27 protein-coding genes are annotated in these 25,242 nt (G+C 59.7%); 16 read left to right on the top strand and 11 right to left on the bottom strand.

Going from position 1 to position 25,242, the window contains the following annotated elements; translation table 11 throughout:
- Positions 1-177: 177 nt before the first annotated feature.
- From MGMAQ_RS07460 to MGMAQ_RS07450, 3 genes are read left to right on the top strand one after another with little or no spacing between them, the layout of a single operon-like run.
- On the top strand, positions 178-2,172 hold the full coding sequence (locus MGMAQ_RS07460; RefSeq protein WP_046021040.1) for a lytic transglycosylase domain-containing protein: 1,995 nt from the start codon (positions 178-180) through the stop codon (positions 2,170-2,172).
- The gene (locus MGMAQ_RS07455; RefSeq protein ID WP_046021039.1) at positions 2,169-3,026 is read left to right on the top strand and encodes an alpha/beta fold hydrolase; all 858 of its coding nucleotides are present in this window, start codon (positions 2,169-2,171) and stop codon (positions 3,024-3,026) included. The genes MGMAQ_RS07460 and MGMAQ_RS07455 overlap by 4 nt, the downstream gene beginning before the upstream one ends.
- Positions 3,004-4,002, top strand: a complete 999-nt coding sequence (locus tag MGMAQ_RS07450) for a threonine/serine dehydratase (protein ID WP_046021038.1) — start codon at positions 3,004-3,006, stop codon at positions 4,000-4,002. The genes MGMAQ_RS07455 and MGMAQ_RS07450 overlap by 23 nt, the downstream gene beginning before the upstream one ends.
- Positions 4,003-4,005: 3 nt before the next feature.
- Here the strand turns inward: MGMAQ_RS07450 and MGMAQ_RS07445 are convergent, their stop codons facing one another.
- Together MGMAQ_RS07445 and MGMAQ_RS21365 are read right to left on the bottom strand one after the other, a co-directional pair.
- Positions 4,006-4,515, bottom strand: coding sequence for a polymer-forming cytoskeletal protein (locus tag MGMAQ_RS07445; RefSeq protein WP_052716223.1), 510 nt, complete (start codon positions 4,513-4,515; stop codon positions 4,006-4,008).
- Between the two features lie 13 nt (positions 4,516-4,528).
- Complete coding sequence (locus tag MGMAQ_RS21365; protein WP_052716222.1) at positions 4,529-5,842, bottom strand: M23 family metallopeptidase; 1,314 nt, start codon at positions 5,840-5,842, stop codon at positions 4,529-4,531.
- A 233-nt stretch (positions 5,843-6,075) separates the two neighbouring features.
- Here MGMAQ_RS21365 and MGMAQ_RS07435 point away from each other — a divergent pair, with 233 nt between their 5' ends.
- Both MGMAQ_RS07435 and MGMAQ_RS07430 read left to right on the top strand, forming a co-directional pair.
- Positions 6,076-6,546: a phosphatidylglycerophosphatase A gene (locus MGMAQ_RS07435; RefSeq protein WP_046021037.1), complete on the top strand. Its 471-nt coding sequence runs from the start codon at positions 6,076-6,078 to the stop codon at positions 6,544-6,546.
- Positions 6,543-7,031: a CinA family protein gene (locus tag MGMAQ_RS07430; protein WP_046021036.1), complete on the top strand. Its 489-nt coding sequence runs from the start codon at positions 6,543-6,545 to the stop codon at positions 7,029-7,031. The genes MGMAQ_RS07435 and MGMAQ_RS07430 overlap by 4 nt, the downstream gene beginning before the upstream one ends.
- On the opposite strand, the gene MGMAQ_RS07425 is transcribed toward MGMAQ_RS07430, so the two are convergent.
- Positions 7,022-7,453: a type II toxin-antitoxin system RatA family toxin gene (locus MGMAQ_RS07425; protein WP_046021035.1), complete on the bottom strand. Its 432-nt coding sequence runs from the start codon at positions 7,451-7,453 to the stop codon at positions 7,022-7,024. The two genes, MGMAQ_RS07430 and MGMAQ_RS07425, sit on opposite strands and share 10 nt — an antisense overlap.
- A gap of 98 nt (positions 7,454-7,551) precedes the next feature.
- Here MGMAQ_RS07425 and MGMAQ_RS07420 point away from each other — a divergent pair, with 98 nt between their 5' ends.
- Positions 7,552-8,664: an acyltransferase family protein gene (locus MGMAQ_RS07420; protein ID WP_046021034.1), complete on the top strand. Its 1,113-nt coding sequence runs from the start codon at positions 7,552-7,554 to the stop codon at positions 8,662-8,664.
- Here the strand turns inward: MGMAQ_RS07420 and lipA are convergent.
- Together lipA and MGMAQ_RS07410 are read right to left on the bottom strand one after the other, a co-directional pair.
- Positions 8,648-9,583, bottom strand: a complete 936-nt coding sequence (gene lipA, locus MGMAQ_RS07415) for a lipoyl synthase (RefSeq protein ID WP_046021033.1) — start codon at positions 9,581-9,583, stop codon at positions 8,648-8,650. The genes MGMAQ_RS07420 and lipA overlap by 17 nt on opposite strands.
- A 43-nt stretch (positions 9,584-9,626) precedes the next feature.
- Positions 9,627-10,451, bottom strand: a complete 825-nt coding sequence (locus MGMAQ_RS07410) for an arsenite methyltransferase (RefSeq protein WP_046023086.1) — start codon at positions 10,449-10,451, stop codon at positions 9,627-9,629.
- Between the two features lie 254 nt (positions 10,452-10,705).
- Here MGMAQ_RS07410 and MGMAQ_RS07405 point away from each other — a divergent pair, with 254 nt between their 5' ends.
- The 10 genes from MGMAQ_RS07405 to MGMAQ_RS07360 are packed head-to-tail and all read left to right on the top strand — an operon-like array spanning position 10,706 to position 18,201.
- On the top strand, positions 10,706-11,170 hold the full coding sequence (locus MGMAQ_RS07405; RefSeq protein ID WP_198409174.1) for a Na+/H+ antiporter subunit E: 465 nt from the start codon (positions 10,706-10,708) through the stop codon (positions 11,168-11,170).
- Between the two features lie 6 nt (positions 11,171-11,176).
- Positions 11,177-11,467, top strand: coding sequence for a monovalent cation/H+ antiporter complex subunit F (locus tag MGMAQ_RS07400; protein ID WP_252508695.1), 291 nt, complete (start codon positions 11,177-11,179; stop codon positions 11,465-11,467).
- Positions 11,467-11,835, top strand: coding sequence for a monovalent cation/H(+) antiporter subunit G (gene mnhG / locus MGMAQ_RS20350; RefSeq protein ID WP_148560890.1), 369 nt, complete (start codon positions 11,467-11,469; stop codon positions 11,833-11,835). Before MGMAQ_RS07400 ends, mnhG begins: the two co-directional genes overlap by 1 nt.
- The gene (locus MGMAQ_RS07390) at positions 11,829-12,416 is read left to right on the top strand and encodes a DUF4040 domain-containing protein (protein WP_148560889.1); all 588 of its coding nucleotides are present in this window, start codon (positions 11,829-11,831) and stop codon (positions 12,414-12,416) included. The genes mnhG and MGMAQ_RS07390 overlap by 7 nt, the downstream gene beginning before the upstream one ends.
- A complete protein-coding gene (locus MGMAQ_RS07385) occupies positions 12,413-12,865 on the top strand; it encodes a Na(+)/H(+) antiporter subunit B (protein WP_198409173.1) in 453 nt (150 codons plus the stop codon). Before MGMAQ_RS07390 ends, MGMAQ_RS07385 begins: the two co-directional genes overlap by 4 nt.
- Entirely contained in the window at positions 12,865-13,218 is a 354-nt protein-coding gene (locus MGMAQ_RS07380) for a cation:proton antiporter subunit C (RefSeq protein ID WP_046021029.1), read from the top strand. The genes MGMAQ_RS07385 and MGMAQ_RS07380 overlap by 1 nt, the downstream gene beginning before the upstream one ends.
- Entirely contained in the window at positions 13,215-14,696 is a 1,482-nt protein-coding gene (locus MGMAQ_RS07375) for a monovalent cation/H+ antiporter subunit D family protein (protein ID WP_198409172.1), read from the top strand. Before MGMAQ_RS07380 ends, MGMAQ_RS07375 begins: the two co-directional genes overlap by 4 nt.
- Positions 14,693-16,237 (top strand): monovalent cation/H+ antiporter subunit D family protein, encoded by a 1,545-nt coding sequence (locus MGMAQ_RS07370; RefSeq protein WP_046021028.1) that lies wholly within the window; start codon positions 14,693-14,695, stop codon positions 16,235-16,237. The genes MGMAQ_RS07375 and MGMAQ_RS07370 overlap by 4 nt, the downstream gene beginning before the upstream one ends.
- A 4-nt stretch (positions 16,238-16,241) precedes the next feature.
- Positions 16,242-16,499 carry a hypothetical protein gene (locus MGMAQ_RS07365; RefSeq protein ID WP_046021027.1) on the top strand — a complete coding sequence of 86 codons (258 nt, stop codon included), beginning with the start codon at positions 16,242-16,244 and terminating at the stop codon, positions 16,497-16,499.
- Entirely contained in the window at positions 16,489-18,201 is a 1,713-nt protein-coding gene (locus tag MGMAQ_RS07360; protein ID WP_252508694.1) for a Na(+)/H(+) antiporter subunit D, read from the top strand. Before MGMAQ_RS07365 ends, MGMAQ_RS07360 begins: the two co-directional genes overlap by 11 nt.
- 135 nt (positions 18,202-18,336) lie before the next feature.
- Here MGMAQ_RS07360 and MGMAQ_RS07355 read toward each other — a convergent pair whose 3' ends face one another.
- The 6 genes from MGMAQ_RS07355 to MGMAQ_RS07330 form a co-directional block, all read right to left on the bottom strand.
- Positions 18,337-18,789, bottom strand: coding sequence for a YHS domain-containing (seleno)protein (locus tag MGMAQ_RS07355; RefSeq protein ID WP_046021026.1), 453 nt, complete (start codon positions 18,787-18,789; stop codon positions 18,337-18,339).
- 168 nt (positions 18,790-18,957) lie between these two features.
- A complete protein-coding gene (locus tag MGMAQ_RS07350; RefSeq protein ID WP_046021025.1) occupies positions 18,958-20,592 on the bottom strand; it encodes an alpha-D-glucose phosphate-specific phosphoglucomutase in 1,635 nt (544 codons plus the stop codon).
- A 62-nt stretch (positions 20,593-20,654) separates the two neighbouring features.
- Positions 20,655-21,980 (bottom strand): UDP-glucose/GDP-mannose dehydrogenase family protein, encoded by a 1,326-nt coding sequence (locus tag MGMAQ_RS07345; protein WP_046021024.1) that lies wholly within the window; start codon positions 21,978-21,980, stop codon positions 20,655-20,657.
- A gap of 38 nt (positions 21,981-22,018) precedes the next feature.
- On the bottom strand, positions 22,019-22,906 hold the full coding sequence (galU, locus tag MGMAQ_RS07340) for a UTP--glucose-1-phosphate uridylyltransferase GalU (protein WP_046021023.1): 888 nt from the start codon (positions 22,904-22,906) through the stop codon (positions 22,019-22,021).
- Between the two features lie 137 nt (positions 22,907-23,043).
- Positions 23,044-24,408: a sel1 repeat family protein gene (locus MGMAQ_RS07335; RefSeq protein WP_046021022.1), complete on the bottom strand. Its 1,365-nt coding sequence runs from the start codon at positions 24,406-24,408 to the stop codon at positions 23,044-23,046.
- A gap of 86 nt (positions 24,409-24,494) precedes the next feature.
- Positions 24,495-25,238 (bottom strand): DnaJ domain-containing protein, encoded by a 744-nt coding sequence (locus MGMAQ_RS07330; RefSeq protein ID WP_046021021.1) that lies wholly within the window; start codon positions 25,236-25,238, stop codon positions 24,495-24,497.
- Between the last annotated feature and the right edge of the window lie 4 nt (positions 25,239-25,242).

The following is a 25,242-nucleotide window of genomic DNA, read 5'->3' as shown; positions in this document are numbered from 1 at the left end:
TACTCGCTCCTCTTAGACCCTACATGAAGGGTATGGGTGGCCGTGACAATCGGACGGGGACATTACTCCCCCACTTGCGATGCCGCAAGCGCTCACACTTGAGATTTGCACGCAGCCTAAATAGACTCCCCTCGGAGTCGGACAAACAAGCGCATCGCAGGAAGGCGGACCCGGACCATGAAATTACAAGGCCGGATCAACGGATGGTTCGTCGTCACAGCACTTGTGGTGCTTTTGGCTGTCTTCGTCACACCTTTGAAGACCCATGCCGCTGCGCCCAGCAAAGCGGAGATCACGGCCGCCAAAGCCGCTTTCAAGGCCGCCGACAAGAAAAAGTGGAACACCTTCCGCAAGCATCGCAATCAGGTCCGCCATACCGACCTACGCAAGATCCTTGACTGGATCGACCTGAAGAGTGAAGGCAATTCCCATACCTTCGATGAAATAACCGCTTTTATCGCCGACAATCCCGATTGGCCGGGGCAATGGACCTTGCAACGCCGGGCCGAAGAAACCATGCCACCGGGGCTGTCCGACGAACGGGTCGCCGCTTGGTTCAGCGAGCGCGAGCCCGTCAGCGTCGATGGCCGTATCCGCTATGGGGCCGCCCTGCTCAACAGCGGCAAGCGCGACGAAGCCAGGGTTTTCCTGAAAGATACCTGGATCAACGGCGATTTCGGCCCGCGTCAGGAACGGCAATACCTCAAACTCTACGCCAAACATCTTGACCGGGCGGACCACAAGGCCCGTCTGGACCGGTTGCTGTGGGACGACCGCCATGTGGCCGCCAAACGCATGCTCAACAAGGTTGACAAGAACCACCGGCTGTTGGCCATCGCCCGATCCCGGCTGGCGCTGCGCAAAGGCGGCGTCGACCGAGCCATTGCCCAGGTGCCCAAGAGCCTAAAGAATGACCCAGGACTGATCTATGAAAGGATCCGCTGGCGCCGCCGCAAGGGTCGCGAAGGCCAAGCCTTGGAACTGATGTTGTCCATGAAGCCCACCGACCAGGCACCGGAACAATGGTGGGAAGAGCGCAGCATTCTCACCCGTATCGCGTTGAAAAAGGGTCAGGTCACCGACGCCTATCGCATTGCCAAGAATCATGGATTGGAATCCGGAAGTCAGTTCGCCGCCGCTGAATGGCTGGCCGGGTGGATCGCCCTCCGCTATCTGGGCGACGCGGACGTGGCCTTGAACCATTTCTCCAACCTCTATGGCAAGGTGAATTTCCCGATCAGCCGTGCCCGCGCCGCCTATTGGGCCGGTCGCGCCAACGAAGCATTGAACCAAAAAAAATCCGCCGCACTCTGGTATGGCATCGGATCCCGGTTCCCGACCACCTTCTATGGGCAATTGGCGGGGGCCAAAGAGGGTAAGAGCGCGCTGCATATCCCCCCGGACGCCCGCCCGGACGCCCAGGAAACCGGCATCTTCGAGAAAAACGAACTGGTGCGCATGGCCCTGTTGCTGGACAGGATCGGCGAGGTCAAGCGGGTCAATCCGTTCCTCCTGCGCTTGGTGGATCTATCGCAAAGCGCCGGTTGGCGGGCTTTGACGGCGGATCTCGCCCTGGAACTGGAACGGCCGGACCTGGCCGTGCGCATCGCCAAGAAATCGGTCCTGGCCGGGCAGCCTTTGATCGCGCCGGGCTATCCCAAGATCACCCTGCCCGATGCCCATATTTCCAAAAAACTGCCAACGCCGGAAAAACCGTTGGTTCTGTCGGTGATCCGTCAGGAAAGTGGCTTCAATCCGCGCGCCATCAGCCGCGCTGGGGCAAGGGGCATGATGCAGTTGATGCCGACCACCGCCAAACGCCTGGCCCGCAAGTCCAAGGTCCGTTACTCCAAGACACGCCTGACCAGCGACCCGGATTACAACATGACCATCGGCCAAACCTATCTGGCAACACTGCTCGATCGGTATGAGGGTTCCTATATTCTCTCCTTGGCGGCCTATAATGCCGGACCATCACGGGTCAAGGCCTGGATCGGGGCCTTCGGAGACCCCCGCGAGGGTATCGCCGATCCGGTGGATTGGATCGAAAACATCCCCTTCAACGAGACCCGTAACTATGTACAGAGAATTCTGGAATCCCTTCAGGTTTACCGGGCACGGCTGGGCAATACTCAAATCGCTTTGACCTTGGAACAGGACCTCAATCGATGAACGGCGAGGTCTACAGGGAGCGTACCTACCTGTCTCAGGATGGCCTGCGGCTGTATTTCCGCGACTATGGCGATGCGGATAGCCCGGCCACTCCCCTGCTCTGCCTGCCCGGCCTGACCCGCAACAGTCATGATTTCCATGACTTTGCCTTGCGTCACTATCAGACCCGCCGGTTGATCTGCCCTGACTTCCGAGGTCGCGGACGATCCCAATATGCCGAGCAATGGACCGATTACGACCCGTCGCGCACGGTGGATGACATCCGCCACCTGCTGACATTGCTCGACCTGCACAAGGTGATTGTCGTTGGCACGTCGTTCGGCGGGATCATGGCCATGGCCATGGCGGCGGCTCTGCCGACCAACCTGGCCGCCGTGGTGCTCAACGATGTGGGACCGGATATCGGCACCTCCGGCGTTACCCGGATCCAAGAGTATCTCGCCAAGGATTGGAGCGAACCTGACTGGGAGGCGGCGGCGCGCCACATGCAGGCAGTCTTCCCCCGCGAAACCATTACCGATCCCGAAGACTGGATGAAGCTGGCCCGAGGGACTTATCGCAAGATGGAAGACGGTCTGCTGCATTTCGATTTCGACCGCCGCCTGCGTTTCCTGCTGGAGCCGGATGAGGACAAGCGGGTCGATCTTTGGCCGTTGTTCAAGGCTCTTTCCACCATTCCCGTCATGGTGGTGCGCGGCGGCGATTCCGAAGTGCTGACCGCCGACGGGCTTGATCGCATGGCCGCGATCCACCCGAATATGAGCCAAATCACCCTGCCCGCCTGCGGGCATCCACCCTTTCTCAACGAACCCCCAGTCGCCAAAGCCGTCGATGACTTCCTCCAGCCCCTTTGAACTGCCTGAATACCAGGATGTGGTCGCTGCCGGCCACCGATTGCGCGGTCACGCGGTGGAGACCCCACTGCTGGAAGACCCGCTGCTCAACGACCAATTGGGGGGGCGCCTGCTGATCAAGGCCGAGCCCTTGCAGCGCACCGGTTCGTTTAAGTTTCGCGGCGCCTATAACTGTCTCTGCCGACTGGATGCGGATTCCCGCGATTGGGGCGTGGTGGCCTATTCTTCGGGCAACCATGCCCAAGGCGTGGCCTATGCCGCCCGGTTGTTGGGCATCCATGCAACCATCGTCATGCCCGCCGATGCTCCGGCCTTGAAGATCGAGGCAACGCAGGCCTATGGCGCCGAGGTGGTGCTCTATGACCGGATCAACGAAAGCCGCGAGGCCATTGCCCAGGGCATAGCGGATGAAAAAGGCGCAACCCTCATCCGCCCTTTTGATGATCCACGCATCATTGCCGGACAAGGGACGGTCGGGCTGGAAATCGCCTCCCAGACCGATGACCTGGGCCTGGCGCCCGACCGGGTCGCGGTGCCTTGCAGCGGCGGCGGGCTGATCGCGGGCTGTGCGCTGGCGCTCAGTGAGCTTTACCCGGAATGCAGCCTGTTTGCCGTCGAACCGAAAGGCCATGACGACACCCTGCATTCCCTGGCCACCGGACAGATCACCGCCAATGAACCGGGCGTGCGCTCATTTTGTGACGCCCTGCTGGTGGACAAGCCCGGCGATCTGACCTTTGGTATCAACCGCTGCCTATTGGCCGGAGGGTTGGCCGTATCGGACCAGGAAACCGCCGAGGCCATGGTGACCGCCTTCAACCGCTTCAAACTGGTTGTCGAACCGGGCGGCGCGGTGGCCCTGGCGGCGGTGTTGAGCGGCAAGCTGGAGGTCGCCGGAACCACAACGGTGGTGGTCTGCTCCGGCGGGAATGTGGATCCCGAGGTATTTCAGAAAGTCCTGGACGAAAACGCCTGAGTCTCAGGCTTCCTTATCGTCCTTGTCCTTGGCTTCGGCTGTCGTGTTCGTTCCGCGACCCCGACCGCGCCGGGAGGAACCGGCGCTCGCCGCCTTGTTTTCGTTCTTATCCGCCGCATCTTTCGCCTCGGCCGCCCCCGGAGGCGCGGACAAGGCGGGCCGGGACTCCGTTTCGATCTTGGCTGTATCCATATGGCGGCAATGGCCCTCCAGGAAGGCGCCCTGCTCGATGGACAGGTTCTCATGCAAAATATCGCCAATCATCCGGGCGGTACGGGCAAGAATCACTTCGCGCGCCCGAATCTGACCGGTAATCGAGCCATGTACGCGAATGATATCGGCCACCATCTCGCCCTTGATCACCGCTGTCTCGCCGATCAGGATCGAATGGCTTTTGATGTCGCCATCAATACTGCCATCGATCTGAACTTCGCCTTCGCTGGTCAGATCGCCAACAATATGCAGGTCGGAACTGATCACCGATGGAGAGGCGTTCGACGGCGATGCGGCCAATGTGTCTTTCTTATTACCCCTGGAAAACATTCCGTCCCGCCTGAATAAACTTTAAGGGATTCAAGGGCTTGCCCTTGAAGCGGATTTCATAGTGCAGATGCACGCCGGTGGAACGCCCGGAACTGCCCATCAGGCCGATCTTCTGCCGATGAGTGACTTTGTCGCCCTTTTTGACCACAGCTTTATGCAAATGACCATAGATGGTTTTCAAGCCACCGCCGTGATCCACCTCAACCATGCGGCCATAGCGCGACTTGCGTCCAGCATAGGTCACGACACCCGGCGCGGTGACATAGATGGGAGATTTCTTCGGTCCGCCATAGTCCAAGCCGTAATGCATGGCCCATTTCTTATTGAACGGGTCCTTGCGCTTACCAAAGCGGCTGGTCACGTAACCATTGTTGACCGGAACAGTCAGTGGCATGCGGCCCAAAACCCCGCGCAGCGCCGACCAACGGTCGAGATGATAGTCCAGCGCCGCAAGCTTGTTTTTCAGCGCCGCCCCCGGACGATCATCGTCCCCCTCTTTTGCGGCGATGAACGGACCGCCTTGAGCCACGTTGAAATCAGAGGCTTCCAAGACCTTGTCGACCTTCAGGCCCGCCAAGGACAGCAGCCGTTCCACATCCTCGATATTGCCCAGGGTCTGTTCGGTCAGCCGCTCAATGGTTTCTTCCTCGTTGCGGCGCAAGTTCCGCAAATCGGCTTCCAAGGAACTGATCCGCCCCTTCATATGAGTGCCCGCAATCATAGCCTGGTTGCGCTGTACGATGGCCTGCTGCAGATCCAGTTCCGTGGTACTGAGATTGTCCTTTAGAGCAAAGTTTCGCGTGACCAGGGTCTGCATTTTGTTTTCGACCGCCAGAAGGTCACCCTTCAGGCGCTCGCGCACGGACAGGACCCGATTACGTTCGGTTTCAGTGGCTTGCAGCTTGGTCTCGACATTTTCCAGGCTCTGCTGAAGGGTCGAGTTTTGCTCCACCAGACCGACCATGATGGAATGGTTCTCTTCCAGGTCATGGGTGATGGAGGCAAATTTGCGTTGATAAGAGGAAACTTCGGTCAGCAGCGACCGATAGGCGCGCCGGGCATCGCGGACTTCCTGTTCCTTGGAAGCGATAATTCTATCACTGAGGAAATAGTTGACCGACGAATAGGCGATCCAGGACAGCGCAATGGTCAGCGTGCCGACCATGGCCACCTGCGGCCACCGGGACATATGGACATAACGCACCCGCCCACCGGTGCGGACCATGATCTGGCGCTCCGGGAACAGGCGGTGAAACAGTCTGACCCAACGCTCTCGGCGAAATGCCGAACGAACCATGATGGTGACGCCCCCCCTTTGTAGAGATTCTAACGATCTCTCCTCTCCAGGTTCCACCGGCGGGCCAATAGCCGCGATCCGTTGAAACAGGACCGGAACCCGAAGATCCCGTGGGCGAAAAGGTATCTGTTACACTGACCACTGGCAAGGTCTTTCGGTCATTTGAGCGCTGGTTCATAGCCTCTGCCCGGACTAGAATGGCCTTTGTTTTCTCCACAGGATCAAGACATTCCATGTCTCTGCTCAATCCCGTCACACTTTTGGCAACCTGGTTCGGCAGCGGCCTGCTGCCCCGCATGCCGGGCACTTGGGGCTCCATCGCCGCCTTGCCCTTCGCCTGGATCCTGGTGGGAATCGGCGGATGGCCGCTTCTACTGGCGGCCACTGCGGTAATTTTTCCCGTCGGCGTCTGGTCGGGCGGCCTCTATGCCACCCGGGAAGGCCGGGAAGATCCGGGACCGGTGGTCATTGATGAGGTGGCCGGGCAATGGCTGACCCTTGTCGTGGTCCCGTTGGACCCCCTGCTCTATGGAATCGGGTTTTTGCTGTTCCGGGTTTTCGATATCACCAAACCCTGGCCGGTCTCCCTGGCCGACCGGAAAATCAAAGGCGGGCTGGGAATCATGCTTGATGATATTTTGGCGGCTTTCTACGCCGCGCCCCTCCTCTATGGCGCGGCCTGGGCCCTCGGGAGAGTCGGATGACCGACCAGCAACTCGCCGAACAGGTCTTGCATGCCTGCCGCGCCAAGGGATGGATGGTGGCCACCGCCGAATCCTGTACGGGTGGCTTGATCGCCGGGATGCTGACAGCGGTGGCCGGGTCCTCGGACGTGGTGGACCGGGGATTCATCACCTATTCCAATCAGGCCAAGGCGGAAATGCTGGGTGTTTCGGCAGATTTGCTGACAACCCACGGCGCGGTCAGCGAGTTGGTGGCCCGCGCCATGGCCGAAGGGGCACTGGCCCGTTCCGCCGCCCATCTGGCCCTGTCGGTAACCGGCATCGCTGGGCCCGGCGGCGGTACGGCGGAGAAGCCGGTGGGGCTGGTGCATATGGCCTGCGCCCGCCGCGACGGCGACACGCACCACAAGGCGCTTCATTTCCACGGAAATCGGGACAGGGTACGCGCGGCAACGGTCACCGAAGCCTTGACCACGATTCTTCGCTTGGCCACGGATCAGTCGTAGAGTACGTGGGCCCGTTTTTCGAAGGACGACACCATCAAGCTCACCGCTTCGTTGAATACGACACCGATGGCCTTTTGCAGGATCTTCGACCGGAACTCGAAATCGACGAAGAAATCGATCATGGTGCCGTCCGCATGGGGCTCGAAAACCCAGTGGTTGTTCAAATACTTGAACGGACCTTCCTGGTATTCGACATTGATCTTGTTGTTCTCGCGATCCAACTCGACCCGGGACGTATAGCGCTCGCGGAACATTTTGAAGCCGATAACCAGATCGGCCCAGAGGATATCCTCCTCCCGCCGCTTGATCCGCGCTCCGACGCACCAAGGCAGGAACTCCGGATACTTGGGCACATCGGCCACCAGGTCGAACAACTGGTCGGGAGTAAAGGGCAACAGACGTTTTTCAGCATGGGTCGGCATGCCGCGAGTTAAACATTTTGAACGCGGCGAATAAAGAGGCGCTTGCCGGGAAAAATGGGTAGTATTTTCTCGCAATCCAATAGCCATCGGCTGAGTCCATGACCTCCCCCGCTTTGCGCCAACTCTATCTGGACCGCTTGCGCATCGCCGCCATCGTCCTGGTGGTCGCTCATCACGCGGCCCAGACCTATGGGCCCACGGGCGGAACCTGGCCGGTATTCGAGGCGGAGCGTAGCCTTTGGCTGGGACCGTTTTTCGGCGCAAACGCCGCCTTTTTCATGGGCCTGTTCTTCCTGCTCGCGGGATTGTTCGTACCCCATTCTCTCGACCGCCGGAATACCGGCGCCTTCATGGTCGGACGGTTGCTGCACCTGGGCCTGCCGCTGTTGCTGGTGGCCGGACCGATTTTCGCGCTGATCGGCTATCTCGCCCATGACGAACCGTCTTTCCTAACCTATGTCTGGCGGGTCTACCTGGGCGAGAACCGCATCGAAATGGCCCATATGTGGTTCGCCGCCCATTTGCTGGTCTATTCGGCGGCCTATGCCCTGTGGCGCAGGGGTCGGGGGTCGTCATCGAACGTTCCGGGCCCGGTCCCCGGCCATAGGGCGATCATCGGTTTGGTAATCATTCTGGCTCTGGTCACCAGTCTGACCCGGACCTTCTGGCCCCAGGATACCTGGATCAAGGCGCTGGGCATCCTGCCGGTGGAACCCGCCCACCTGCCCCAGTATGTCACATTGTTCGCCCTCGGCATCCTGGCCGGACGGCGCCGCTGGCTCGAGCGCATGGCCCCTCGCGTCGGTATCGTGTGGCTCCGGATCGGCTTACTCGCCCTGGCCCTGCATTATCTGTTCGCCTATAGCGTCGCCTTCGGCTGGCTGCCGGTCCCCTACTGGGCTATCAAAGCCCGCGCGGCCCTGTTCGGCTTGTGGGAAACGGTGGTGTGCGTCGGCCTCTGCATTGGCCTGCCGCTCTGGGCCCGGGCCCATTGGAACGGGCCGTCACGATGGGTCGAAAGACTGGCTCCGGCGGTATTTGGGGTCTATGTATTTCACGTCTTCATATTGGTCGGCCTGCAAAACGCTCTTCTTGGCGTAAATTTCCCCTCCTTGGCCAAATTCCTTCTGGTCACCCTCCTAGGCGTATTTCTCGCCTTTGCCCTGGCCCTGGTTTTGCGGAAAATCCCCGGACTCAGGCGGATTTTCTAAGCCGCGCCTCGCGCAGAGCCTGAAAATCCGCATCGGCGTGATAGGACGAGCGGGTCAACGGCGTCGAAGCCACATGCAGGAACCCCTTGGACTGGGCCACCGAGGCATAGTCCTCGAACTCATCGGGGGGAACGAAGCGGTCCACCGGGGCATGCTTGACGGTTGGTTGCAGGTATTGACCGATGGTCAGGAAATCCACCCCCGCCGAACGCAAGTCATCCATGACCTGCAATACTTCCAACCGCGTCTCGCCCAAGCCGACCATGATGCCGGACTTGGTGAACAGCGTCGAATCCGATTCCTTGGCCCGGTCCAGCAGCCGCAGGGAATGGTAGTAGCGGGCGCCCGGGCGAATGGTTGGATAGAGTTTTGGCACGGTTTCCAGATTGTGATTGAACACGTCGGGCTTGGCCCCGACGACCACGTCCAAGGCGCCTGACTTGTCGCGGAAATCCGGGGTCAGCACTTCGATGGTGGTACCCGGCGACATGTCGCGGACCCGTTGGATGGATCGGGCAAACTGATCGGCCCCGCCGTCTTCCAGGTCATCCCGGTCAACGGAGGTGATGACCATGTGTTTGAGACCCATTTCCGCCGCAGTACGCCCCACGCCTTCCGGCTCCAAGGGATCCACGGGCCTGGGTTTGCCGGTGGCCACATTGCAAAAGGCACAACCCCGGGTGCAGATATCGCCCAGGATCATCACCGTGGCATGGCTGCGGGTCCAGCATTCCCCGATGTTCGGACAGGCCGCTTCCTCGCAGACTGTATGCAGATTGTTTTTGCGCAGCTTGTCGCGGGTTTCCGCATATTGCTTGGATGTCGGCGCCTTGACGCGGATCCAGTCCGGCTTGCGCTGGATGGGATTGTCCGGTCGATGGGCCTTTTCCGGATGGCGGAGGGGTTTGATATCGCTCATGCGGATGTATTTGGCCCCTCCGCCTACGCCTGTCCAGAGTAAATCAGCACTTACCGCCGCAGCAGCCGCCCGGCTTGACCGCCTCGATACTGGCAGAGACCACATATTTCTCCACCCCCTTGCCCGGTGCCCAATCCTTGATCACCGCGCGGCTCTCTTCCTTGATGTCGATGCGGATATCCTTGAATCCAGCCTCTTTCATATGGTTTTCCAGCTCCACCACCGGGGTGGCCCCGGTCACGCATCCGCAAAGCAATCCCATGTCATCCATCAGTTCCGGCGGAAAATCAGCGGTTTGCACCACGTCGGACACCGCCACCCGACCACCCGGCTTGAGGACCCGGAATGCCTCGCGAAACACGCTGGCTTTGTCCGGCGACAAGTTGATGACGCAGTTGGAAATGATCACATCGGCCTGATTGTCGGCGATGGGCAGGTATTCGATCTCGCCCAGACGAAACTCCACATTGGGATAGCCGCCCTTTTCGGCGTTCTCGCGTGCCTTGGCCAGCATCTCGTGCGTCATATCCACACCGATCACATGGCCGTTGTCGCCCACCTGGCGGGCGGCAAGAAACACATCGAATCCGGCGCCACTGCCCAGATCCACCACCACTTCACCCGGCTTCATGGCCGCCAAGGCCTGCGGATTTCCGCACCCCAGGCCCAGATTGGCGCCATCGGGAACCAGGTCCATCTCCACGGACGAATAGCCGAAGCGTGAGGAAAACTCTTCCGAATGCACCGGGGTCGCACAGCAGCCGGAAGCCTCCTCCGAGGCAGGGCCGCAACAGCCACCGGAATTCTCGGTAGCCACGGCAGCATAGGATTCGCGGACGGCATCACGCACTTTGAATTGATCTGTCATGGGTCGCTCCATAAAACTATATTTCCAGAAATATGGAATAGTTATCTCCCTGCGTCAAGCCCGCATTTGGATATTCCACCCCGGGTCGGGAATAGCCGTCCCGCTATTTTTTGTTGCGTAGAGGAAACAAAGAGCTTGCAAGCTGGCCCAATAGCCCCCAAGTTTCTGTTGAAAAACAACTGTCTTCACGTCTATGCTCATGCTCGGTCATGAGTTGGGGAATCGCATAAGGGGGCCTCCACTTGAAACATGCTGTGAGTTTGGGCGCTATCTTGCTCGCCTTCTGGCTGATGATGTCCGGGCACTATGGCGGGCTTATGATCAGCCTCGGCGTGGCGTCCGTCGTGGTGACGGTATGGATCGCCCATCGCATGGAGACCACCGACCACGAAGGCCATCCCATGCACTTGGCCGTGCGCGGCATGACGTTTTGGCCTTGGCTTTATTGGGAAATCATCAAGTCCAATATCGACGTGGCCAAGATCATTTTGTCCCCCAAAATGCCCATTTCACCACAGGTGTTTGTCACCAAGGCGAGCCAGTCCGATGAACTGGGCCGGGTGGTCTATGCCAATTCCATTACCCTGACCCCGGGCACCGTGACCATGGGAATCGACGACGACCAATTGGAAGTCCACGCCCTGACCCGCGATACCGCCGCCGGGGTACAGACCGGCGACATGGACCGCCGGGTCTGCAAACTGATGGGGGAGGCCTGAACCGCCATGATGTACGCCGCCGTTTGTGCCGCCCTGCTGATCACCATGTTCCTGGCCATGGTCCGCGCCATCCTGGGGCCGACGGTTTATGACCGGATCCTGGCCGCCAACGTGGTGGGCACCAAGACCGTGCTGCTCATCGCCGTGCTCGGCTTCATGACCGAGCGCCCGGAATTCCTCGATATCGCCCTAGTCTATGCGCTGATCAACTTCATCGGCGTGGTTGCCGTGACCAAGCTGGTCAAATTCAAGAGCCTGGGTTGGCCGACCCGCCTCGACGAACACGGAGACGTGTGATGGAGGGGGGTATCATCGACTTGATCCTGACAACCCTAAGCTGGATCTGCCTGGGCATCGGCGGCGCATTCGCCGCCATCGGGGCCATCGGCATTCTGCGCCTGCCGGATATCTTCACTCGCATGCATGCGGCCGGAATCACCGACACCGTGGGCGCCACCTTCATTTTGCTGGGTATGGCCCTGGACCATGGGTTCACCCTGGTTTCGGTCAAATTGGGCCTGATCTTCATCTTCATCATGCTGACCAGCCCCACCGCCAGCCATGCCCTGGCCCGCGCCGCTCTGTATGGCGGCGAGAAGCCGCTGACCGCCGAGGACCTGGAAAGGGACGCGGGCGGCAAAGACAAGGAGGCCGCGTCATCGTAGAAGTCGCCAACATTGTCCTGCTGCTGATGATGGTCATGGGAGCCCTGGCCGTTCTTCAACTACGCAATCTGTTTGCCGTGGTCATGTTGTCGGGAACCTATTCCTTGCTCGCAGCGGCCCTTTATGTGGTCCTGGATGCCGTGGACGTGGCCTTTACCGAGGCTGCCGTGGGCGCGGGTATTTCCACCGTGTTGATGCTGGGCACCCTGGTGCTCACCAGCCACGAGGAAAAGCCCGGCAAGGCGATCCACTTTCCGGCCCTGCTAACGGTCATTGCCGTTGGCGGCCTGCTGCTTTACGGCACCAAGGATATGCCCGTCTATGGCGATCCCAACGCGCCGATCCATCATCATGTGGCCGATCGCTACGTCAACGAATCAGGCAAGGAAGTGGGTCCGCCCAATATCGTCACCTCGGTACTGGCCAGCTATCGCGGCTATGACACCTTGGGCGAAACCACGGTGATTTTCACCGCCGCCATCGGCGTGCTGACCCTCATCGGTCGCATCGGCCTGGGCTTCCCCCGACGCGGCAGACCTCATCCGAGGGGCGAAACCAAGCGTCCGGAGGAAGAAACATGATGCGCCGTAAACCCATATTGCGTGTCGCCGCCAAACTACTGATCCCTTTCATTCTCCTCTATGCCCTTTATGTGCAGTTCCACGGAGACTTCGGACCGGGCGGCGGTTTTCAGGCGGGCGTGATCTTTGCCGCCGGATTCATTCTCTACGCGCTGATCTTCGGCATCGACAATGCCCGCATCGTGCTGCCTGCTTGGGCGCGGCGCTTTAGCTTGGCACTGGGCGTGCTGCTCTATGCGGGAACCGGCGTGGCGGGCATGCTGATGGGCGGCAACTATTTGAACTATTCCGTCCTGGCCCATGATCCGCTGCATGGTCAGCATTTTGGCATTTTGGTCATCGAATTGGGCGTTGGCATCACCGTTTTTGCCGCTATGACCACCATTTTCTTCGTCTTCGCCGGACAGGACGTGGCCGGTCACGACATCCATGAAGAGGATATCGACTGATGGGGATGCTGGGTCATTTCAATTACTACATCGTCGTCATTTTGATGATGGCTGGGCTCTACACGGTTATGGCGCGGCAGAACCTGATCAAAAAGATCGTCGGTCTGAACGTGTTCCAGATCTCGGTATTCGTGCTCTACATCTCCATGGCCAAGATCAAAGGCGGCACGGCGCCCATTCTGGAAGAGGGTATCACGGCCTATTCCAACCCCCTGCCCCATGTATTGATCCTCACCGCCATCGTCGTCGGCGTGGCCACCACGGCCTTGGGACTGGCGCTGGTGGTGCGTATTCGCGAGGCCTACGGGACCATTGAGGAAGACGAAATCTTGCAGCAGGAGAACGACGCTTGATCGCCCACCATCTTCCCGCCCTGCAGATCGTCCTGCCTTTGATGGCGGCCCCTGTCTGTGTGCTCATTCGACGCGGATTGGGTGCCTGGTCGCTGGCCATGGTGGTCAGCATTCTCTCGCTGATCATTTCCCTGGCCATCTTGTTCCAGGTCATGGAGACCGGGGTGATCCGCTATGCCCTCGGCGACTGGGCGGCCCCTTGGGGCATTGAGTACCGTATCGACCTGATCAACGCCTTCGTCATGGTGATCGTCAGCGGTATCGCCGCCGTGGTCGGTGTCTTTGCCAAGGCCAGCGTGGAAAAGGAAATTCCCCAAGACCGGCACTACCTGTTTTACACCGCCTATCTGCTCTGCCTGACTGGCCTGCTGGGTATCGCCATCACCGGCGACGTGTTTAACCTGTTCGTGTTCCTCGAAGTGTCGTCGCTGTCCACCTATATGCTGATTTCACTGGCGAGGGACCGCCGGGCGCTGACCGCCGCCTATCGTTATCTGATCCTGGGCACCATCGGCGCCACCTTCTATGTCATCGGCATCGGCCTGCTCTACATGATGACCGGCACATTGAACATGGCCGACCTGGCCGAGAAACTGCCCGCCGTACAAGGCACCACGACGATTCTTGCCGCCCTGGCCTTCCTGACCATCGGGCTGTCCTTGAAGGCCGCGGTGTTCCCGCTACACCAATGGCTGCCCAATGCTTATGCCTATGCGCCCTCGGTGGTCACCGCCTTTGTCGCCGCCACGGCCACCAAGGTGTCAGTTTATGTGTTCCTGCGCATCTTCTTTACCGTCTTCGGCGGCACCACCCTGCTGACCAGCTTCCCGCTGGCCGACATCATAATGGTGCTGGCGTTGGTAGCCATGTTCGCGGGGTCCGCCTCGGCGATCTTCCAAAGCAACGTCAAGAAGCTGTTCGCCTATTCCTCGGTGGCACAGATCGGCTACATGATGCTGGGTATTTCGCTGCTGTCGGTGACCGGCCTGTCGGCGGGAATTATCCACCTGTTCAACCACGCCTTGATGAAATGCGCCATCTTCCTGGCCCTGGGCTGCGTGTTCTGGCAGATCGGCTCGGTCAAGCTGGGTGACATGGCCGGCATTGGCAAGCGCATGCCCTGGACCATGGGGGCCTTCGTGGCCGGAGGTTTGAGTCTCATCGGCGTGCCGCCCACCGTCGGCTTCATCAGTAAATGGGTGCTGGTCACCGCTGCCTTGGAGCAAGGCCGCTGGGAGATCGCCGTGTTGATCCTGTTGTCCTCGCTGCTGGCGGTTATCTATATCTGGCGGGTCATCGAGGTGGCCTATTTCCGACCGGAGGGCGCGGGCGCCATCAAGGTATCCGAAGCCCCCATGTCCATGCTGGTGCCCTTGTGGATCATGGCCGGTGCGGCCTTCTGGTTTGGCATTGACGGAACCGGCACCCTGGCGGTGGCCGAAAATGCAGCCAAACTGCTGATCGGAGGCGCGCCATGATGGAAGCCCTGATCCTGCTGGCCGTGGGTCTGCCGCTGGCCGCCATTCCGCTCATCAGCATGGCCGGAGACAAGAACCCCAATCTCCGCGAAACCATCATCATCATCACCGGCATGATCACCTTCACGGTGGTGTTGTCGCTGCTTGATCCGGTAATGGCCGGGGCAAGACCTTCGGTCACCTTGCTGGAGATGATGCCGGGACTGACCATCACCTTCACCGTCGAGCCCCTGGGCATGATCTTCGCCATGGTGGCCTCGGGCCTGTGGATTGTCACCACGATCTACGCCATGGGCTATATGCGCGGTCATCACGAGCTCAACCAGACCCGGTTCTATATCTGTTTCGCCATTGCCATTTCCTCGGCCATCGGCGTCGCCTTCTCGGGCAACATGTTGACTTTGTTCCTGTTTTACGAGGTCCTGACGGTCTCCACCTTCCCGTTGGTTGCTCATCACGGGACTGAGAACGCCAAGCGCTCGGGGCGGATCTACCTGGGCATTTTGATCGGTACCTCGGTGCTGTTCCAGATGCTCGGCATCATCGCCACCTGGGTGTTCGCCGGAACCCTGGACTTCACCCCCGGCGGCATTCTCGAAGGCAAGGCGCCCGACAGCATTATCTGGGTGCTGCTGGGTCTCTATGTGTTCGGTATTGGTAAGGCCGCCGTGATGCCCTTCCACCGCTGGCTGCCCGCCGCCATGGTCGCACCGACCCCGGTTTCGGCCTTGCTGCACGCGGTGGCGGTCGTGAAAGCCGGTGTGTTCACCGTCCTGAAGATCACCGTCTACATTTTCGGCACGGACTTCCTGCTGCGCCTGGGGTCGTCGGAGTGGATTCAGTACTTCGCCATCTTCACCATCCTGGTCGCTTCCATGGTGGCCATGACCAAGGACAACCTGAAGGCCCGGCTGGCCTATTCGACCATCTCGCAGCTGTCCTACATCGTCCTGGCAGCGATGCTGGTGACGCCGTTGGGCGTGGTGGGGGGCGGCATGCATATCGCCATGCATGCCCTGGGCAAGATCACTTTGTTTTTCTGTGCCGGTGCCATCATGGTCGCCGCCCATAAGACCGAGATCAGCCAACTCAACGGCATCGGCCGCAAGATGCCCTGGACCATGACCGCCTTCGCCATTGGTTCCTTGTCCATGATCGGCGTGCCGCCGACGGCGGGCTTCACGTCCAAATGGTATATCCTGCAAGGCGCCTTGCAGGCCGAACAGATGATCGCCGTGGTGGCGGTGATTTTGTCGACCCTGCTCAATGCCGGATATTTCCTGCCCATTGTCTATCGCGCCTTCTTCCTGTCGCCGCCGGAAAAAGAGATCCCGGTGCCGCTGGACCCGGAAGAAGATATGCCGCCGGATGCGGAAACTGAAGACGACCATCACGATGATCACCATGACCATCACGACGACCACGGCGAGGCCCCGCTGCCCATGGTGTTGGCGCTGACCTTCACCGCCGCCGGGACAGTGGTCCTGTTCCTCTGGCCGCAGGTGCCCATGGACCTGGCCAAGATGCTGATCGGAGGATAAGGCCATGACCGAACAAGCTCCGGACAAACTGCACTGGCTGGTCCGTCCCGCGACCATCCGCAAGCTGTGGATTGGCGGCATTATTCTGCTGGTCCTGTTGGTCCTGGCGGAACTGTTTATTCATCCGCATCCTCATTTCGGTATCGATGGCTGGTTCGGCTTCAATGCCTGGTACGGCTTCCTGACCTGCGCCGCCATGGTGATCTTTGCCAAGGGCCTGGCCGTGTTCCTGAAGCGGAAGGACACCTATTATGATGACTGACGTGACCTTCCCGCCCGGACTGGTGCTGGCTCTCGGCGCCTTCCTGCTGCCGCTGATGCCCAAGGGCTGGATGCGGACCTCCTACATGCTCGCCCTGCCCTTGTTGGCCATGGCCATGGTCTGGGGTGTCGCCGATGGTCCGGGCGCCGCTTATCCGTTCCTGGAGTACGAGATCGTGCCGGTGCAGGCCGATGCGTTGTCACGCCTTTTCGGTACCATTTTCACCCTGATGGCCTTCGCGGGCGCCTTGTATGCGCTCAACCAGGACAAAATCCATGAACTCACCGCCGCTTATGCCTATGCCGGATCGGCGGTGGGCGTGGCATTGGCGGGCGACCTTATTACCGTCTTCGTATTCTGGGAAATCATGGCCGTGGCCTCTACCGTGGTCATCTGGTCGGCGGGCACCGACAGCGCCTACAAGGCCTCCATGCGCTATGTGATGGTTCACCTGTTGGGCGGCGTGGTGCTGATGGTCGGCATCGTCGCCCATGTGATGGAGGTAGGCTCCATAGCCTTCACCGCCATGGAAGCCAACAGCTTCGCCACGGCGATGATCCTGATCGGCTTTATCATCAATGCGGGCGCGCCGCCCCTGTCGGCCTGGCTGCCGGACGCCTATCCCGAGGCCTCCTGGAGCGGCACGGTGTTTCTCTCGGCCTTCACCACCAAGACCGCCGTCTACGTGCTCATTCGCGGCTTCCCGGGCGAGGAGATCCTGGTCTATGTGGGTCTCTACATGATCTTCTATGGGATCATCTATGCGCTGTTGGAAAACGACATGCGGCGCATTTTGGCCTACTCCATCGTCAACCAGGTGGGCTTCATGATCACCGGTATCGGCATCGGCACCGAGATGGCGCTCAATGGCGCCGCCGCCCATGCCTTTGCCCATATCATCTACAAGGCCCTTTTGCTGATGAGCGCGGGCTCGGTACTGTACATGACCCGTGACGAGGAATTCCCGGACGGACGGCGAAAATGTACCGACCTGGGCGGGCTGTTCCAATCCATGCCGTTGACCATGGTCTGCGGCACCATCGGAGCCCTGGCCATCTCGTCGTTCCCCTGGACCTCCGGCTTCATATCCAAGTCGATGATTTCCCAGGGCGCGGCCAACGAGCATATGATGTTTGCCTGGCTGTTGCTGACCGCCGCCTCGGCGGGTGTGTTCCTGCATGCGGGCATCAAGTTCCCCTGGTTCGTGTTCTTCCAAAAGGACCGCGGCATCCGCCCGCCGGATCCGCCTTGGAACATGCGTGCGGCCATGGTGTTCTTTGCCTTTTTGTGTATCTTCCTCGGCGTCATGCCCGGGCCGCTTTATGCCATCCTGCCGTTCCCGGTGAATTACGAGCCCTATACCGGCGCCCATGTGGTTAACATGCTGGAACTGCTGTTATTCTCCGGCTTCGCTTTCTTCGTACTGCTGCCGCTGATGAAGCGCACCTTGACCCTGACCTTGGACTTCGACTGGTTCTACCGCACCTTCGGCATGGCCCTGTTCCGTGTCGCCAAGGCCTTTGCCGTGCGGATCACCGATGCCTATTGGAAGGCGATCAAGACGGTCTCTGCCGCCGGCTCCATGTTCGGCGAGGGTCTTACCGCTGAATATGCCGTCCTCGGCCGCACCTGGTCGTCCGGCACCATGGGGCTGGTGGTGATGGTGCTGCTGGCGGTGTTCCTGGTGGTCTATCTGCTCTGACGGGATGGCATGCGGTGGATACGACGCCCTCCTCTTGGAGGCTCGTGCCGTTCACCCCTGGGGATAAGGCTGTCCGCCCGCGACATCTTTGTTGCCCTGAGGCGCCCCGAAGGGGTCTCGAAGGGCGCCCGAGCCTCAATTCTTCAGCCGCGCCTGCAACATGATCCAGTTTTGGTCGGCATTGCTGATGTTGTTTTCCTTTTCCACTTTCCAGCGGCGCTGAACGTGGGGGGAATAGTTCAGGTACAGCTTGCCCTCGACGATCATCCAGGCATCCGGGTCGGTGCCGGCGGTATAGCCGTGGCTGACCGCCCAAGCGCAATAGCCGCCATATTGCGGCGCGTATTTCTCCGGATCGGCCTTGAACAGGTCGCGATTTTCAGCACTGGCGAAGCGCCAGTCGGCGCCTTTCCATTCCCATGTGAAATCCTTGGCGCCTTCCATGGGCCTGCCTTCGGTGTAATAGGCCACCGGATCATAGCCGTCGATGGCCACCCCGTTGGAGGTATGGATTTCCCCCGCCATGGCAGCGTTCGCCTGACCGAGCAGGATGATCAAGGCGAGAAGAATGAAACGAACGTGGGACATGTGAATCTCCTATGGGCGAAGGCGGGAGGTCCTAGCGCGTGTCGGGTCCAATCGGACCCGCTAGACACGCGCGACCTTATTGGAATCGATCACGTTTTTCATGTTTGATCGAATCCGATCAAACACGACGTGATCTAGGATGCGGGGGGCCTTCTTATAAATACCCCCTCACGTAATCACGGTCGGCTCCGCCCTTCCCGTCCGCGCTTCGATCTCCGCCATATCCTCGGCCAATTGGATCAAGTCCGCCAGGGCCTCCTGGGTGTCCAGGGCCTGGTCGGCCTGGTGGGCGGCGTAGCGTTCGATGTAGACGCGCAGGGTGGCGCCTTCGGTGCCGGTGCCGGACAGGCGATAGACAATGCGCGAGCCGTCTTCGAAGATAATGCGGATGCCCTGCTGGGCACTGACAGAGCCGTCCACCGGGTCGATGTAGGTGAAATCATCGGCGGCGGCCACCGGGTGGATTCCGAGAGTCTGACCGGCGAGACCGGCGATCTTGGCGCGCAGGTGCTCCATCAGGCCGTTGGCGGCGGTTAAGTCGATGGCTTCATAGTCGTGGCGGCTGTAGTAGTTACGGCCGAATTTCTCCCAGTGCCCTTGGACGATCTGTGCCACGGATTCGCCGGGGCGCGCCGCCAGCACGTTCATCCAGGCCAATACCGCCCAGAGACCGTCTTTTTCGCGCACATGGTCCGAGGACGTGCCGAAGCTCTCCTCGCCGCAGAAGGTCGCCTTGCCCGCGTCCAGCAGGTTGCCGAAGAACTTCCATCCGGTGGGCGTTTCGTAGCAGTTCAGGCCCAGTTCCGCGGCCACCCGGTCGGCGGCGGCACTGGTGGGCATGGAGCGCGCCACGCCCGCAATGCCATCTTTATAGCCCGGGATCAGAGTCGCATTGGCAGCCAACACCGCCAGGCTGTCGCTGGGGGTGACGAAAAAATTATTGCCCAGCACCATGTTGCGATCGCCATCGCCATCAGAGGCGGCGCCGAAATCCGGAGCGTCGTCGGCAAACAGGATGTCCACCAACTCGTGAGCATGCTTGAGATTGGGATCGGGATGGCCACCGCCGAAGTCTTCCAGGGGCACGCCGTTGATCACCGTGCCGCGGGGGGCGCCCAGGCGGCCTTCAAGGATCTCGGTGGCATAGGGTCCGGTCACCGCATTCATGGCGTCGAAACTCATGCGAAAGCCATTGGCAAACATATTCTTGAGCGCCGGGAAATCGAACAATTGTTCCATCAATTCGGCGTAGTCTTCCACTGGATCAATGACCTCGACGGTCATATCACCTAACCGATGCGAGGCCACATGGTCCAGGTCCTGGTCCTCGACCTCGAGAATTTTGTAGCTGTCGATGATCTCGGTGCGGGCGAAGACGGCTTCGGTAACTTTTTCCGGCGCCGGACCACCGTTGGTGATGTTGTACTTGATGCCGAAATCTTCGTCCGGGCCGCCGGGATTGTGGCTGGCCGAGAGGATGAAGCCACCAAAGGCATGGTGCTTGCGGATCACGCAGGAAGCGGCGGGGGTCGATAGAATGGCCCCCTGGCCCACCAGCACCCGCCCGACACCATTGGCTGCGGCCATCTTGAGGATGCACTGCACGGCTTGGCGGTTGTAATAGCGTCCATCGCCGCCGACCACGAGGGTTTGGCCCTTGAAGCCCTCCAGGGTATCAAACCAGGCCTGAATGAAGTTCTCCAGATAGTGTTCCTGCTGGAAGACCTTGACCTTTTTGCGCAGACCGGAGGTTCCGGGCTTTTGCCCCTCGAACGGCGTGGTGGCGACGGTTCGAATGCTCATCCCGGATCCTCCTGGTATGCGGTACTGCTTGTACTGATTACTGGCCTAGGCGCGTGGTCGGGTTACTTTCGCAGACGCGAGGCTTGGCCGATGCAGTGATAGTCGAAGCCCAACTCGGACAGATCGACCAGCGTATAGATGTTGCGCAGATCGACGATCACCGGCTCGGCCATCATCTTCTTGACCTTATCAAAGTCCAGGGCGCGGAACTGGTTCCATTCCGTGAGGAAACTGAGCACATGGGCACCCTCGATTACGTCGTAGGTATCGTCGCACCACTCGATGCCGTCCTGGGTCATCAACTCACGGGCCTCTCCCATGCTTTCCGGGTCATAGACCTTGACCTTGGCACCGGCTTCCAGCAACGCCGGAACGATATCCAGGGCCGGGGCTTCGCGCATGTCGTCGGTGTTGGGCTTAAAGGCCAGACCAAGAATACCGATGGTTTTTCCCTCGATGGAGCCACCGGCGGCGGCGATGATCTTGTCGGCCATCTTGCGCTTGCGATCGTCATTGACCTTGACCACGGTCTCGATGATGGTCAGCGGGCTATCGTAATCCTGCGCCGTATGGACCAGCGCCCGGGTATCCTTGGGGAAGCACGACCCGCCATAGCCGGGACCGGCATGTAGGAACTTGCCGCCAATGCGACCGTCCAGGCCGATGCCCTTGGCCACCGCCTGCACGTCGGCGCCGACTTTCTCGCACAGATCGGCGATTTCGTTGATAAAGGTGATCTTGGCGGCCAGGAAGGTATTGGCGGCATACTTGATCAACTCAGACGTCCGGCGGGTGGTGAAGACGATGGGGGTCTCACGCAAATACAGCGGGCGATAGAGCTCGCGCATTACGTCCTTGGAGCGTTCGGACTCGGCACCGATGACCACCCGGTCAGGGCGCATGAAATCCTCGATGGCCGAGCCTTCGCGGAGGAATTCCGGATTGGAAAGGACATCGAAATCGGCATCCGGACGAGTCTCTCGGATGATCCGTTCCACTTCGTCGCCGGTACCCACGGGCACGGTGGATTTATCGACGACCACCGTATAGCCGTTCATGTTCTCGGCGATTTCCTTGGCCGCGGCATAGACATAAGACAGATCCGCATGACCATCACCACGACGACTTGGGGTGCCGACACCGATAAACACCGCATCAGCATTCTTCATGCCTTCGGCCAGATCCAAGGTAAAAGACAGCCGCCCGGCTTCCACATTGCGGGCCACCAGATCTTCAAGGCCCGGCTCGTAGATGGGAATTTCGCCCTTGAGCAGACGCTCGATTTTGGAAGCGTCCTTATCGACGCAGATCACCTCGTGGCCGAATTCCGAGAAACAGGCCCCGGACACCAAACCCACATAGCCGGTGCCGATCATCGTGACATGCATGTGCTTTTCCCCTTAGCTTAAGTCATCAATGGAATTTCTTAGTTGTCGCTTTCGAGCCGACAAAACTCTTGGAGCGAATTCATGACCCGATTGCGCAGATCAGGGCGGTTGAGGGCATAGGCCACGTTGGCCTGCACGAAGCCCTCCTTGCTGCCGCAATCGAATCGTCGCCCATCGAAGCGCAGCCCATGGAATGGAATCCGGTCGATGGTCCGCGCCATGGCATCGGTCAGTTGGATTTCCCCCCCGGCGCCGCGCTCGTGGCGCTCCAACTCGACCATCACGTCCGGCTGGAGGATATAGCGCCCGATAATCGCCAGATTGGATGGTGCCACACTGGGATCGGGCTTTTCCACCAGCCCCTGGGCTCGAACGGTTTTGCCGTCGTCTTCGACCGGATTGAGGATACCGTAGCGGCTGGTATTTTCGTGCGGGACTTCCTCCACGGCAACCATGTTGCCGCCCGTTTCATTGAAGGCCTCGACCATCTGCTTCAGGCAACCCGGCTTCGATAGGATCATGTCATCGGCCAACAGAACGGCAAAGGGCTCATCAAGGATCATGTTGCGTGCGCACCAGACCGCATGGCCCAACCCCAGAGGTTCTTGTTGGCGCATCACCGTCACCTGACCGGGCTTGGGCAGCCATTCGGTCACCGACTTGAGGGCCTCGGTCTTGCCCCGGGCCCGCAGAGTCTGTTCCAGTTCATAGGAATGATCAAAGTGGTCCGACATGGAGGTCTTGCCGCGCCCCGAGACCAGGATGATCTGTTCGATCCCCGCTTCCATGGCTTCTTCGACGGCATATTGGATCAAGGGCTTGTCAACAATGGTCAACATTTCCTTGGGCATGGCCTTGGTGGCGGGCAAGAATCGGGTTCCCAACCCCGCGACCGGAAAAATGGCCTTGCGCACAGGCTTGGACATGAATGACCCCCTCATTCGGAATAAATGGTAACCAGCGAGAATTAATACAGGGTGTTGTTGTGCCACAGGCGGCTGTCGCCTGCAAGCAGTGGACAGAGCTTGCTCAAAAATGAAACGTGGGACAAAAGGCCGCCATATCAGTGCGCGTTTTTCTTTGATTGAGCGCGACGCTCATCGGACCATTTCACCATCATTTTCTTGGCCTTGTCGCAAAGATGGAGATAGCCGGAGCTTTTGAGTAGCGTCGCGGGAAATCCAAGTGCCTTGGCCGCACGGATCTCATTTTCCGTCGCTTCGCATTCGAAGCTCATGTCATTCACGTTGCGACCCTTGTGCTCCACCCCTTCGCGCCACCGACGGACATAGTCTTTCATGGTTGCGGTTCCCGCGGCGGCGGCAATTTTGCGCTCGTGGGACTCCGCCTTTTCCTGTTGCAGGATATGGGTGCCTTCGTGCACGAACAGCAACAACCAACTAGCCGGGCTAGCCCATCGAGCTTCGCGGCGGACAGTAATCACCCGCTTATCCGGCCCACCGATCCCCTTCATGAAATATCCGCCTGTGGCGTCAATACGACCGGTTTTATGGAAATGTTTGGATTGCGGGTTATAGCGAATTTCGTCCACGGCAGCGAGCGCCGCCGCTTCTCGCTTGGGCAACTTTGCGCCCCGATCAATGGCCTTGGCGGCCATCTTGTAAAACTTTTCGTTCTTCACATCGTCATAGATAGATCCAACCAGACGAATGCCCTTGTGCGTTCGAACCAACGGGTCGTCGAAATAGGATTGGGGCAGCAGCGCATAAATTCGACGGCGTGTTTCCATCACAATGGCCGAAATCATGAAGTTGGGATTGTCATCCATGAAAACCCCCGTGGACAGTTGCAGCACATGCTTGTCCTTGTCCGGGGCCCAGCCCACGTATCGGTCGAAAGGGTCTTCGGGCACGGCGAAATAGTCCATCCGGTCAATCAGCGCCACATAAGGCCGCAGTTTTGGATGGTCCTTTTGAATGGCCCCATCAATCTGCTCGAGAAATCCGAAGATTCCTTCAATGGATTGATCAGACAATTTGGGATCGAGAACCACCCGGACACCACTGCCCAGGATGGCTTCATGGGACCCGAGCCGCTTGATCGGAGTGACCTTGGTGCGTTGACAGGATCGCAGATCGGGAGTCCAGGCCTTGGCCTCGCCGCTAATCTTCGCCGCGACATCCTTTTTCATGCTGCTCAGGATTTTCTCGGCAATCCCCCGCCCGTTCCGGTCATGGTTGGCAGCGGCTATCAGCGACCAAAACAAGCCTTTGCCCAGGTCCTTCTTGGTGCCGAGTCCCTTGGCAAAGACAAACCCCATGCGCGCCTGGGCCGGAGGGAACCCGACCTCGGCCAGGGGCTGCCACAAATCATAGGCCTGTTTGAATTTCTTTTTTTCGAACAGAGACACCGCCTTGCGATGCTGATCCAAATAGACGCCCGCGTCACAAGGCAGCGGGGCGGCCATGACCTTACCTGCTGTCGTCAGTGCGAAAGTCAGTGCAGCAACGAGTCCCCAGGATGCTCTCGATTTCATGGTCTGCCCCAATCCGTTCAATGGCCGAGCAGCACGTCTTTTGCCCGGTTGATTTTCGCCGCCAGATAGTCCGACCCCCCATGATCGGGATGCACGGCGGTAATCAACCTGTGATAGGCCGCCTTGATTTCCGCCATGGAAGCACCGGGCGCCACCCCCAAGATCCGCGCCGCCTCATCCCGATCCATGGCATCGGAAAAGCCGGTACCGGTATCGCGGCGGGATCCTTTTTCCTGATATCGCGCCCGCCAGTCCCCGGTGCGGGCACGATCCAGGTAGGCTTCCAAAAGCTTTGCCGATTCATCGTCTTCAGTCTGGCACAATCGGAGCAATTCGAGCAATTGCTCCAATCCCAAACTCGACAATTGTCGCCCCTTCATCGGGCCTTCCTTGATGTCGCCGTCCAGTTCCCCGCTGGCATGATCCAGCGTCATGCGCAGAAACCGGGTTTCCACCTCCGAGCGTTGACCAGGCCGGGCGCCGCTTCCCCCCGCCGCCGCCGAGGCCATGCGACGAAAGGCCTTGGCCTGCTGAAAAAAGCTCCGGCCCCGCAGCAGCAAGGGAACCAGCAAGGGCAACAGCGCGAACATCCAGGCCAACCGCCCGGTCAGCACCATGAATAGCAACGCACCGACGCCAAAGCCGATTCCGGCGCGTTTGAGCAGGCTCACGAGCTGTGCGGTATCCGCTCCCGTGTACCAGCGCAATACCAGCATAACGACGACCAACAGCGCCAGTCCGAGAATCAGCATATGTAACATGGTT

The organism is Magnetospira sp. QH-2 (assembly GCF_000968135.1).
Taxonomy (GTDB): domain Bacteria; phylum Pseudomonadota; class Alphaproteobacteria; order Rhodospirillales; family Magnetospiraceae; genus Magnetospira.
This window is presented reverse-complemented; position numbering and strand designations above follow the sequence as displayed.